The 12,194-nt window shown below is 49.7% G+C and carries 12 protein-coding genes; 6 read left to right on the top strand and 6 right to left on the bottom strand.

Annotated elements, in window-relative coordinates:
* Positions 1-36: 36 nt before the first annotated feature.
* Genes DL94_RS0112680 through DL94_RS0112670 form a run of 3 tightly spaced genes read left to right on the top strand, consistent with a single transcriptional unit; the run spans position 37 to position 2,169 of the window.
* A complete protein-coding gene (locus DL94_RS0112680) occupies positions 37-339 on the top strand; it encodes a PTS sugar transporter subunit IIB (protein WP_028130478.1) in 303 nt (100 codons plus the stop codon).
* A 27-nt stretch (positions 340-366) separates the two neighbouring features.
* Positions 367-699, top strand: coding sequence for a PTS sugar transporter subunit IIA (locus tag DL94_RS0112675; RefSeq protein WP_028130477.1), 333 nt, complete (start codon positions 367-369; stop codon positions 697-699).
* Positions 700-738: 39 nt separating this feature from the next.
* Positions 739-2,169 carry a 6-phospho-beta-glucosidase gene (locus tag DL94_RS0112670; RefSeq protein ID WP_028130476.1) on the top strand — a complete coding sequence of 477 codons (1,431 nt, stop codon included), beginning with the start codon at positions 739-741 and terminating at the stop codon, positions 2,167-2,169.
* A gap of 81 nt (positions 2,170-2,250) precedes the next feature.
* Here the strand turns inward: DL94_RS0112670 and DL94_RS16490 are convergent, their stop codons facing one another.
* From DL94_RS16490 to DL94_RS0112650, 3 genes are all read right to left on the bottom strand, one after another.
* Positions 2,251-3,618, bottom strand: coding sequence for a M15 family metallopeptidase (locus DL94_RS16490; protein ID WP_072023126.1), 1,368 nt, complete (start codon positions 3,616-3,618; stop codon positions 2,251-2,253).
* A 106-nt stretch (positions 3,619-3,724) separates the two neighbouring features.
* Entirely contained in the window at positions 3,725-5,080 is a 1,356-nt protein-coding gene (locus tag DL94_RS14915) for an SH3 domain-containing protein (protein WP_051586455.1), read from the bottom strand.
* Positions 5,081-5,155: 75 nt separating this feature from the next.
* On the bottom strand, positions 5,156-5,569 hold the full coding sequence (locus DL94_RS0112650; protein WP_028130475.1) for a peptide deformylase: 414 nt from the start codon (positions 5,567-5,569) through the stop codon (positions 5,156-5,158).
* Between the two features lie 171 nt (positions 5,570-5,740).
* Between DL94_RS0112650 and DL94_RS0112645 the strand changes: the two genes are divergently transcribed.
* The gene (locus tag DL94_RS0112645) at positions 5,741-7,069 is read left to right on the top strand and encodes a threonine/serine exporter family protein (protein ID WP_028130474.1); all 1,329 of its coding nucleotides are present in this window, start codon (positions 5,741-5,743) and stop codon (positions 7,067-7,069) included.
* 19 nt (positions 7,070-7,088) lie between these two features.
* On the top strand, positions 7,089-7,811 hold the full coding sequence (locus tag DL94_RS0112640) for an AzlC family ABC transporter permease (RefSeq protein WP_028130473.1): 723 nt from the start codon (positions 7,089-7,091) through the stop codon (positions 7,809-7,811).
* A gap of 42 nt (positions 7,812-7,853) precedes the next feature.
* On the opposite strand, the gene DL94_RS0112635 is transcribed toward DL94_RS0112640, so the two are convergent.
* The 3 genes from DL94_RS0112635 to DL94_RS0112620 form a co-directional block, all read right to left on the bottom strand.
* Positions 7,854-9,482, bottom strand: a complete 1,629-nt coding sequence (locus DL94_RS0112635; RefSeq protein ID WP_028130472.1) for a dicarboxylate/amino acid:cation symporter — start codon at positions 9,480-9,482, stop codon at positions 7,854-7,856.
* Positions 9,461-10,375: a hypothetical protein gene (locus DL94_RS0112630; RefSeq protein ID WP_028130471.1), complete on the bottom strand. Its 915-nt coding sequence runs from the start codon at positions 10,373-10,375 to the stop codon at positions 9,461-9,463. The genes DL94_RS0112635 and DL94_RS0112630 overlap by 22 nt, the downstream gene beginning before the upstream one ends.
* 768 nt (positions 10,376-11,143) lie before the next feature.
* The gene (locus tag DL94_RS0112620; RefSeq protein WP_028130469.1) at positions 11,144-11,659 is read right to left on the bottom strand and encodes a nitroreductase family protein; all 516 of its coding nucleotides are present in this window, start codon (positions 11,657-11,659) and stop codon (positions 11,144-11,146) included.
* 162 nt (positions 11,660-11,821) lie between these two features.
* Between DL94_RS0112620 and DL94_RS15720 the strand changes: the two genes are divergently transcribed.
* The gene (locus tag DL94_RS15720) at positions 11,822-12,130 is read left to right on the top strand and encodes an AzlD domain-containing protein (RefSeq protein WP_072023125.1); all 309 of its coding nucleotides are present in this window, start codon (positions 11,822-11,824) and stop codon (positions 12,128-12,130) included.
* Positions 12,131-12,194 lie beyond the last annotated feature (64 nt).

The raw sequence follows: 12,194 nt of genomic DNA, 5'->3' as shown, positions 1-12,194 counted from the left end.
AGCAATAACAACGTATATTTGAAAGGATGATAGATTATGAAAAAGATTACTTTACTCTGTGCCGCAGGTATGAGCACCAGCATGCTGGTAAAGGCTATGCAAAAAGCCGCGGAAAGTGAAAACTTCGAATGTGAAATCGCCGCTTACCCCACGTCTGAGGCTAAAGACAAGGCCGCCGGCTCTGATGTCGTCCTGCTTGGCCCCCAGGTACGTTTCCAGAAAGCCAAGATTCAGGAACTGCTGCCCGGGATTCCTGTAGACGCTATCGACATGCGCATGTATGGCCGTATGGACGGCGCAGGTGTGCTGAAATTTGCCCAGGAAAAAATGCACGCTTAAACAGAAACTGAAAGGTGGATTATAGCTATGAAAGAATTAGAACTTATTGCCTTTAATATCATTTCCAGTGTTGGTACTGCTCGCAGCTGCTATATTGAAGCCATTCAGTCTGCCAAAACTGGTAATTACGAACAGGCCGAAAAACTTATCACCGAAGGTGATGAAAGCTTTGCCTTAGGTCACGAGGCCCATGCCGGTCTGCTGACCAAGGAGGCCAACGAAGGCGAGGGCAGTTCCGTATCCCTGCTCATTCTCCACGCTGAGGACCAGCTGATGAGTGCGGAGGCCTTCAAGATTATTGCCCAGGAATTCATTGATACGCACAAGCGGATTGATACGTTGGAGGCAAAACTAAAGTAACACGATTGTAATCTATATCTTTTCACGGAGGTTTTCATTATGGGTTTTCCAAAAGGGTTCTTATGGGGCGGCGCGGTTGCTGCCCATCAGTTAGAAGGCGGCTGGCAGGAAGGCGGCAAAGGCGTAAGCGTGGCTGACGTCATGACCGCAGGCCGCCACGGTGTCCCCCGCGAGATTACGGACGGCGTACTGCCGGGTAAAAACTACCCCAACCATGAGGCCATTGATTTTTACCATCACTATAAAGAGGATATGGCAATGCTGTCGGAAATGGGCTTTAAATGTTTCCGCACCAGTATCGCCTGGACGCGAATTTTCCCCAACGGGGACGAATTGGAGCCCAATGAGGAAGGCCTGAAATTCTATGATGACCTCTTTGACGAAATGCTCAAATACGGCATTGAACCGGTAGTTACTCTCTCCCACTTCGAAATGCCCTATCATCTGGTAACGGAATACGGCGGCTGGCGCAACCGCAAGCTGGTGGATTTCTTCGTCCGCTTTGCCGTGACCTGTTTCCAGCGCTACAAGGACAAGGTCAAATTCTGGATGACCTTCAATGAAATCAACAACCAGCGTGAAGTCAACGTCCCCTTTACCGCTTTCACCAACAGCGGTATCCTCTACGGTGAGGATGAGGACAAGTATGCTACCCTGTTCCAGGTAGCACACCATGAATTCATCGCCTCGGCTAAAGCCGTTATCGAAGGCCATAAAATCAACCCGGATTTCAAGATTGGCTGCATGCTGGCCATGACTCCGGTATATCCGGAAACCTGCCGTCCCGGCGACCAGATTGCCGCCCTCAAGGAAATGGACAGAAGTTTCTTCTTCGGCGATGTGCAGGCCCGCGGCCACTATCCGTCCTACATTCTGAAACTCTGGGAGAACAAGGGTTACAAGGTGGAAATGGAAGAAGGAGATTTGGACATTCTCCAGCAGGGCAAGGTAGATTATTATGCATTCAGCTACTACATGAGCCATGCCACCACGTCCGTGGCCGAACGCAAGGAAAACCTGCAGGGCGGCTTTGCCGAAGGTGTCAAGAACCCCTATATCAAGGAGTCCGACTGGGGCTGGCCCATCGACCCGGAAGGCCTGCGCTATATGCTGAATGTACTGCAGGAACGCTACGAACTGCCCCTGATGATTGTAGAAAACGGTATCGGCCTCCACGAACAGGTTCCCGAATCCGGCGAGATTCAGGATGATGCCCGTATCGCTTACTTCCGCGCCCATATCAAACAGATGAAAAAAGCCATCGATGAGGACGGCGTTGACCTTTGGGGTTACTGCCCCTGGGGCCCCATTGACCTCGTATCTGCCGGTACCGGCGAAATGGAAAAACGCTATGGTTTCATCTATGTGGACAAGGACAATAAAGGACATGGCACCCTTAAACGTGCCCCGAAAAAATCCTTCTACTGGTACAAAAAAGTCATCGCCACCAACGGCGAAAATCTGGCTTAATCGCGATATCACAAAGGCGGTCCGCAAACTCGCAAGAGTCTGCGGACCGCCATTTCTGTGTGGCTTTTAAGGCCGCTATGCTTACAGGCTGCCGCCGAGATTGTTCAACGAATCAATAACTACGGCACAATCAGCCTTTACATGCTGAAGCACAAAACGCATTTTCGCCTCAGGAATTGCTACACAGCCGCCGGTATAAGGCTTTTTATCCCCCAGGCAGTGAAGGAAAATAGCCGAACCTTTGCCGGGCGTGCCTTTTTCATTGTAGCTGATATTCAGGCAGTAAATGTAATGCGGATTGTAGTCGATAATATGTTCGCTGTCCTTTTTATTCAAGGACGGATACTGACGAATATCCACCATTTCATTGTAGTGCATACCGGGGCGGCCATCGCCGGACCAGTAAATGTTGTCATCTACCTGCTTGTAGGGAATGGCACAACCCGGGTCCGGGGCAATGCCGAAAGCCTTGGTGAAATAGAACGTGCCGACAGGCGTTTTATTGTCACCTTCCTGCACTTTACCCAGACCGTTTTTGCCGATAAAGCCAGGCGTGCTCATAATCTGCTGCCACTGGCCCTGCGCGTTCTTTTCATGCAGGGATACCCAGGCCGTAGTCGTGCCAACGGCACCAACAACAAAGAGCTGCTTGGCCGTCTTGGCGGCCGGCAGATTCTGCACCCACTGCGGCGATGCCTGCACCGTCAGATTGGACTGCGGCAGTTTTTCCACGGGGAAATTGAAATACGTATCGGGATACGGTTCATTGCGGAGGGTGAAATGCCACCATTCCGTAGCCAGCGGCTTAAAGCCATGACGCGTCATAGCCTCACGCAGAATGCTGCGGTTCTTTAACTGCTGTTCCGTCAGGTTGCCCTTGTAATCGGGATGGGACAACTCGCCAAAATAGTCAAAGGTGCCGCCCATGTCCAGTTCCTTGCCGGTTGACATGTCAAAGAGCGTCAGGTCAATCGTGCTGCCCCGGCTGTGACCGGATTTAGCGTCAATATAGCCATCAACAAACAGGCGGTTCTTTTCTACCTGCGGATAGAAATATGGTTTCATACGCTTGTCATTCAGGTTTTCTGCCCATCTGACAAAGTGGTCCACTGCCATCTGCGGACGGTAAGCATCATAGACCTTCAAGCGGTAGCCCTTGGCTTTTACCTCATCAGATACCTCTTTCAAGGCCATGGCTGCCTCTTTGGTCATAAGCGCACAGGGCGTATGATAGCCCGTAATCCGTTCACCAACAAAATTATAGGTGCTGAAGTAGCGAATTTCCTGAATGACATCAGGCACCACGTCCGAGAGCACCACAAAGCCCGAAGAATCCAGGGGATTCACATTACGGGATTCGGCCTTGGCCGGTGCGGTGAAATTCACCAGCAAAAGGCCTAACATCAGCAGTGGCAGAATAAACCTGCCCCAAAAGCGTTTAGTATTCATAAAAACCTCCTTTTATCATATATATGTTAACTAAACTGTCATCCTAGGTAAAATTCCACAAAATAAAATAAAATCCTGCATAGCCACCGCCATGCAGGATTTTATTTTATTTGACGCAGAAACCGGCACTGGTCAGGCCGTCAATCGTTTCTACACCCTTGCTGTTCTGATAGTGCAGGTCAGACACCAGCACTTTTCTGATGTAATGTTTCTGTTTATTGCCATTCTTAAAAGTGAAATAGCTGCTGGCAGAATGAATTACCAGCGGATTTCCCTTGGCATCACGGCCCAGATACATCATAACATGTCCCGGTTTAAAGAGCAGGGCGCCGGCCGGTACTTCCTGCATTTTCTGCCAGCGCTTGGCAGTGGACAGGCCGGCAAAATTCAGCGACTGCGGCATAGCCAGCTCCTGCTGGTCAGCGTCACGGGGGATTTCAATACCCATGCTGCGGTAAACATCACCCACAAACGAGGAACAATCAACGCTGTCCTCCATGCCGCCCCAGCCATAGCCATCGCCTAGGAATTTCATGCTCTGACGAATGAAGTTGTTTTGTGTGCAGGGCAGGAATCCCTTATGAACGCTATCATCATCAGTGATTTTTACTTCCGCCTCAGTCAGGACACCGTTTACCTCTACCGGTACATAAGCCAGCCAGGTATCATGCGCCTGCAATTTGCTGTTCGCCAGCGGAATGACGCTGCCCATCTGGAAAAGTACCGTCCAGGCACCACCCACGGCCACCACCTTTTTATTGGCAGTCACGACGAGAAAATCCTTGGGATTCACATAACGCTGCCAGTGCGCACGGTCCGTAACAGCTAAAGCGCCCAGACTCACCCAGCCCGTGTAATGACGGGCCTGGCAAAAAGCAAAGGCCCCATCGGCACTCTTATGCAGAATGATAAGCGGTTCTGCCGGGTCCAGCGCCGTGCCCTGCAGGTTGTCATAATGACGGAAAGAAGCATCATCAAAATAATTCTGCGGTGTCGGCAGCAGGCGCATATCCGTCCGTTCCGTCGTCAACGCATATTTTCCTGTGATAGTTCCCTGCAGGGCCTTAAGATTACAGTTCGCCTGTGCCTGTGCGTAGCTGGCTGTGCTAATAGCCTTGCCACTGGCATCATAAACCTCACCGGGTGTACTTTCTCCACGATAGTCCTGCTGGGCTTTAAGTATCATTTCTTTTACGGACGCCGCCGGCACATTAACATTAAAGGCGGCCAGGTCCACCAGACTGTCGCTCTTGGTACGCATAGTGCGATTAAGCGCCGTGATTTCCTGCGCAGACAGCAGCACCTTGTCGCCCGCGCTGTTGTTTTTTGTCCAGTAAGTCTCCGTTGCCCGGTTGTCACTAATGGCTATAGAGGCCTCCCCCCAGGCAGGTACAGCTATAATTACCAACGCTATAAGCCATAAGCAGCGGCTGCCGCAGGCTGTCAAAAAATTTCTTTTCATAGCCAAACTTCCTTTCAATAAAAATCACCATGTTGTATGTATTCCACACATCATGGTGATTTTCCTATTTATTTTTTAAATCAATATCCCTTGGCAATGGTCAATCTCATGCTGGATAATCTCGGCGGTAAAGCCAGTGAACCGTTGTTTCTGCGGTTTGAATTTTATATCCTGATACTCTACTTCAATCCACTCATAACGCTTGGCCGGACGCTGCCCCAGCAGGGACAGGCAGCCTTCCATCACTTCCGCTGATTCTGCTGAGTGCCTGACAATTTTGGGGTTGAACATAGCCACGTTATACTTGCCCACCTGTACGGCAATAATGCATTTGGATACGCCAATCATATTGGCCGCCAGACCTACACAGGCAACACTGTTGGCTTTCAGTGTGTCCAGCAAGTCTTCTGCCACCTTCTTGTCCTTGCGTGTTGCCGGCTCGGAAGGGCGCTGTAAAAATTCTGTGTCTTTGACAATATTCTTTACCATTCTGATTCCTCACTTCCACAGGTTATTTCCTTCTATTTTACCATAAACAGTCCCTAAGACCTCATTTTAACTTTTCCCGGCTAAAACACTTTACATAAATCTGCCTCTGTCCTACAATAGTTTACATACATTTACAATTATGTTTACACTAGGGAAAGGATAGGGATATTTTTGAGTGAGGACAAGGACGAGATACTGAACAAGCCCTTTGCGGAAATCGGGGAGAAATTGCACCTGCTGCTGCAAACCGGGGCGCTCCTGATGGAAAACGGGGCCGACAGCGACAGAACCGTACGGGATATGCGGCGCGCGGCGGCTTTTATGGGCATTGACAGCGAACACATGCACCAGCATGTACTTTATACCACTTTGATGTTAAACGTCAGCGACAGCCGGCATTCTTATACGGAGTTTTGCAAGTACCAAAAGCACGGCATAAACATGACTACCCTGTCAGCTGTCAGCAAACTTACCTGGCGGGCGCTGGAACAAAACTACAGTCTGGAGGCCTTTCGGCGGCAGCTGAATAATATCAGAAATCTGCCCCGGGCTTATCCTGTCTGGCTGACAGCTTTGGGTGCCGGGGCAGCCTGCGGCGGTTTTTGCAAACTCTTTGGCGGCAGCTGGCTCGATTTTCTGCTCACGGCCATCTGTTCCCTGTTGGGCTTTTATATGCGGCGGCTCTGTACAGCCTACGCCTTCAATACTTATGCCACGATTGCCATCACCTCGTTTGTGACCACCCTTTTGGCCTGGAGCACCCAGTTTTTAACAGGCGGCCTAAACTGGTATCCGCTCATTGCCTGCACCTTGTTCCTCGTGCCAGGCATACCGCTGATAAACGCGGTTGACGATTTGCTCAACAACTTCATCGTAGCCGGCATGACCAGAGCCATGCACACGCTATTGGTTGTCGGCAGCATGACCTTTGGTATTGTCATCGCTATCCGCCTTTGCGGCGTAACGGACTTTACCAGTGTGCAGCTGACTCCCGATACGGTTTATTTTTCCCAGGCAATAGCCGCCGCTATCAGTGCTGTCGGCTTTTCCATCATCTTTAACGTGCCGCCGCGTATTTTGCCCGTAGTGGCGGTAGGCGGCATTATCACGGTGCTTATCCGCAATATCACCGTACTGGAATTTGGATTTACCCAGACAGCCGGTTCCTTTCTGGGTGCCGCCGTTGTGGGACTCATCGCCTTAAAGGCCATTCACTGGTTTCATACACCGAATATCGTCATGACGATTCCCTCGGCCATTCCCATGATTCCCGGGGTACTGCTGTACCGGCTGCTCTTTGCCTTGCTTAATATCCATTTCATTACTGCAGAAGGTTTTTTCACGAGTTTCAAAAGCGGCATAGATGCCATAACCATCATTATCGGTATTGCTGTCGGCGTCGCCATTCCCAATATTTTTATCCACCGCCAAATCGAACGCCGCAAACAGGATAATGTCCAGAAATTATTGGCCAAACGCTATGCAGAATCAGCAGACTGATTAAGAAAGAAGGTACTTTATGACCCTTACAACAACCACGTCCCCCCGCCGGGAAGCTTTTATTGACGGCATGCGCGATGGTATGCCCATTGCCCTTGGTTATTTCGTGGTATCTTTTACGTTGGGCATTGCCGCCCGCAATGCCGGTCTGACACCGTTTGAAGGTTTCTTAGCCAGTTTATTCAATAATGCATCAGCCGGCGAATACGCGGCTTTCACCATCATTGCCGCCGACGCGCCCTATCTGGAACTGGCAATTATGACGCTTGTGGCCAATGCCCGGTATCTTCTGATGAGCTGCGTGGTCAGCCAAAAATTCTCCCCGGATACCAACATTCTCCACCGTGTATTGGTGGGCTTTGATATCACCGATGAAATCTTCGGTATCACCATTGCCCGCAAAGGCCCATTAAATCCCTATTACAATTATGGAGCCATGAGCCTGGCTCTGCCGGGCTGGTCTGTAGGCACGGCTCTGGGGGTAATGGCCGGCAACCTCCTGCCGGAGGCTGCGGTCAGCGCTCTAAGCGTCGCTTTGTTTGGTATGTTTATCTGGGTTATTATCCCTCCTGCCCGGGATAACCGCATTATCGGCGCTTTGGTTGCCGTGAGCTTTATCGCCAGCTTTGCCTGTGCCAACCTGCCCCTCATCAGCGAGCTGTCCGGCGGCACACGCACGATTATCCTGACGGTAGTAATTGCCACCATCGGTGCCATACTGCACCCCATAAAAGAAGAATAAATAACGCCCGTGGATCTGACAGCCAGTCCCACGGGCGTTTTACTATAGCGAATTATACACTTTCTCATCTACCTGGCCTTCCTGCTTGGCCACCAATAAGGCCGACGTGATATTTCCCACAACATTCTGTGCTGTCCCCGGCATATCCATAAGCGGTTCCAGGCCGATAAAATGCATGACCGCCGTCCCGGGAATCCCCATGCTCTCAAGTACCGGCGGCATGACGATAAGGCCTACCCCCGTCATGGCCATCAAGAATTCTACACAAAACAAGGAAAACAAAAAATCAGCATCGATGGTAACAGAAAAAGTACACGCCAGCATCATGGACACTACAGAAACATAATAGGCTATCCCGTCCATATTGAACTGCATGCCCACGGGCACGGAAAATTTAGACAGGCGCTCACTTATCCCCAGTTTTTCCTCACAGAACTGCAGCGTTGCCGGCAGGCAGGCGCTGGAATTACAGGTGGAAAAGGGCAAAGCGCTGAAACGTACCGTCTTTTGCAGAAAAATCACAGGCGACAACCTGGCAATCACACCGATAAGCACACTGGAAACGATGAAACATAACGGCATGCCCAAAGCTATGACCAACAACAGCTTGCCATAGGTAAGCAGAACCCCCAGCCCCATCTTCATGACCATTCTGGCCATAGATATGAATACCAAAAAAGGCAGCAGCATGGTTACCATCTGTACGACATTCATCGTGAATCTGTTCATGAAATTGACGCCTTCCCGCGCCCATTCCAACGGCCCCTCCATTTTATTTAAAATAAAACCGCAGAAACACGCCAGGAACAAGGTCTGCATGATGTTGTTGTTGGCAAAAGGTGAAATGACATTACCAGGCACAATTCCGGTAATTAAAGAGCGCAGCGTGAGGCTGCTATCAACAGCAGCCTGGTCGCCTACTAACAGTGCCGGTAATATATCCGTCATACCGCCCACTAGATATCCGGCCAGTATGCCGATTATTACATAAAAAGCCAGTTTACCTAACGACCAAAAAACCACACGCCAGCCTATTCGCCCAATATTACTGGAATAGGACATACTGGAAATTCCCGAAATAACTGAAAAAAATATCATGGGGGCAATAGCCATCATCAAGGCGCTGATAAACATAGACTGTATCGGTTCTATCACGCCATCTTCCAGCCAAATCTTAGTCTGCGCTCCGGCTGCATAATGTAGAAAAATGCCCATGGCGGCACCCAAAACAAGCCCCGTCAAAATATTACGCACTTCCTGATTGCCAGGTTCATGCAGTAAAATGGTGACATTATTCACACCATCACGCCGGCGGCGCGCGTATTTCAGCCGTTTACGGTGGGAAGACAGTATCGCATACCCCGAAAGCTCATCTTCCGTATCTTCGGGTAAAACCAGCAAGGGATTATAGGCCTCGCCCTTGGCAGACATAACCAAACTTAACCGCTTAAATTTACTATGCCATGAAAGGTTTACACAAAAATCCGCCTGATTGTTGCTATGCTTGGCCAGGCGCAGAAATGACTCCTCCACCAGCAACTGCATAATATAGATTTCATGCTGCTCAACCTTCTCCCCGGCCAGACTATCGGCAATCCATTCCATAGCCTGGGAGAAGTTTTCCATCGTCATGGCAAACTGACTACCGCTTATTCGAGCGTTATCAGCCATAAAATTTTCTCTTTCTTAAGATTGTCCAGACGTTTCAGCTGTACTTTGTTCAACCCTTTTTCACTATAGAGTTTTACAGGTTCGCTGAACAGGGGAATCTGCTGTGCCTTAAGTCCCTGAGCAGTGATGAACTTCTGTACTTCCGCATCAGTGGCAAAGAACTTCTGGTCAAAGTCTGCCTCAGCGATTTCCTCATAAACTTTGGCCGATTCACGGTATACTTCCCGAGCATTTTTTTCATCATAAACAACTTTCGAGGCATCCATGACAAAATCACGGGCAGAAAAATCAGAAGTAACAAAGCAGCCGCCATGCTTTTTCAGTACAGCCTTAATGTTTTGCAAAACACTGGCCTGCTGTTCATGGGTAAGATACATCATCAGACCGTCCATGGCAATACAGATAGGCCCTTCCATTTTATCGGCAGCTGCGAGCATTTGCTGCTTGTCCGTCGCGTCAGCAACTTCATAGGCGGCCAGTTTCAGCTCAGCAGGTTTCAGGCATTTTTGCAGATAACCGTTGCCGGTAACTGCCACAGCCGGGAACTCTGCCCCGATATACTTCACCCCATGTCTGGCCATATACAGTCCGCGGCTCGAAAAGCCGCAGGCAATATCCATAACATTTTTATAGCCTTTCTGCTGCACATACTGATTGATAGCGGCATAGCGCATTTCATGATACAGCATATTCACAGGCTGCAGGGTATAGAAATTCTTGATTTTCCCGGTAAATAAAAGATGCGTCTTGCCCGTAGCCTTCGCATATTCCGCAGCCTCCGGCACCCCGGCCTCACGCAGCCAGAACAGGGACGTATAAGCCGTATAAGAAACCGGCTCAAACTCCGCCGCCCAGCTTTTGCCGCTCAACAGTAGAAATAATCCCAATACCATTACAGTAAGCCATCTAATTGGCAGTATTTTGTTCATCTTTTACACACCTTTCCTTAGTTACATAATTATGAATAAACGCACTTAGAATAATTCGCTCTCCCTAATACGAAATCCTGCCACTACGGTGCAAGAAAACAAAATCACCTATATAAATTGCAGTTTGATGATTAGTGCCTGCTTTATTTTATTTGTTACAGCTCAGTCGGGTGGAGGTGGTAATACTTTTCGCTGTTGCACTGAATGTCCCACCAGCATAATAAAGACTTTTCCAGTTACATGCGCCGGCAAGCAGTCGGCGCGATTGTTCATCTTAGTGTCCAGGGACTGTTGTTTGTGGGCCAGTCCTCACTGCGTTCGGACGGTCGTTCCACTGCGAAAAGCATCACCACCTCCGCCCTAAGTAACGTACGCATTAAATGTATTCTTCCCTGTGATATGGGGCAGGCACATCGATGTTCTTGTTACGGGAGCAACGAGTTCGTGGCAATTGTACAGGCCGTTTGTGGGGGCGAACGGGGGAGTGATTTTTATGCGGGGAGCGACTGCCTGAGCGCAGCGAAGGCCGGCACACTGTTGGGCTCAGCTAAGCAACTACGCTTAAAGGAGCGCCGTTGGCCTGCCCGGCGCAGGTAACTGGACAGCAGTATTTTACGAGGTGTGTCGTTTAGCGGAGGCAGAAAAATTACTCCCCCGTGAACCCTGTGCACGCATGAACGGGATATTAAAAAAAGGCCCCATCGGAGCCTTACACTCCAATAGGGCTTTTCCTCAGCAATATGTTACCAGTTCCTCTATACTCTTTGTCTTTTCATGCGTAGGCGTAGGACGTACCCCATCGGCGGCGTAGCCGATATCCAACAGCAGCACTACTTTTTCATTCTCCGGCAATTTCATCGCCTCTGCGGCCTTATCCGGGTCAAAGAAATTCAGCCAGCAGCTGTCTACACCTTCAGCTGCAGCAGCCAGCATCATGTGCGTGGCTACGATACTGGCATCTTCAGCACCAGACGAATATTTATCCCCGGGGTAATTAAACTCCTGCTGCTGGTCATAGGTCACAGCCAGTACCACCGGAGCACCATAGCGGCAGGGCGTCAGACTGTCTACTAACTGCAGTGCGTCCTCGGACTGCATGACGTAGATATGCTGCGGCTGACTGTTCTTCGCAGTAGGCGCCAACTGGCCAGCCCGCAGAATTTTGTCCAACAATTCCTGCGGCACTTTCTTGTCCGGATTGTACTTCTTGCAGGAATAACGGTCTTTAGCAAGTTTTAAGAAGTCCATTTTTACCTCCTAGGGCAGATTGTTTACCTACGGCCTCAATAAAGCCATGTTATCTATTTCTTGCAAAATTCTTCTTTTCCTGCCCCACGGTAATTTTTCCTTTACAATCCCCTACCAGCCCCCTACAATAGATAACATATACAAAAGGAAAGGAACATTCCCATGAACCATGACATTTACATCTACCTGTTTGTTATGAGTGCCGTAACCATAGCGATTCGCATACTCCCCGTCACCCTTATCCGCCGCCCCATCAAAAACATATTCCTGCGCTCTTTCCTGTTTTACGTCCCCTATGTAACACTGGCCGTGATGACCTTCCCCGCCATTATGGACGCCACCCGCAGCCCGTACGCCGGACTTTTGGCCCTGCTTATCGGCATTGGCCTGGCCTGGAAAGGATTCAGCCTGTTCAAAGTGGCGGCAGCCTGCTGTATTGTCGTATTTGGCGTTGAACTGGTATTGCTGTAATGAAAACATAAAAACAGCCATGGAAGTTTTTTCCTGAACTTCCATGGCTGTTTGTTTATAACGC

Origin of the sequence: Selenomonas sp. AE3005 (genome assembly GCF_000686945.1) — a bacterium.
Taxonomy (GTDB): Bacteria; Bacillota; Negativicutes; order Selenomonadales; family Selenomonadaceae; genus Selenomonas_A.
The sequence above is the reverse complement of the archived record's forward strand: the minus strand, read 5'-3'. Positions and strand labels throughout refer to the sequence as shown.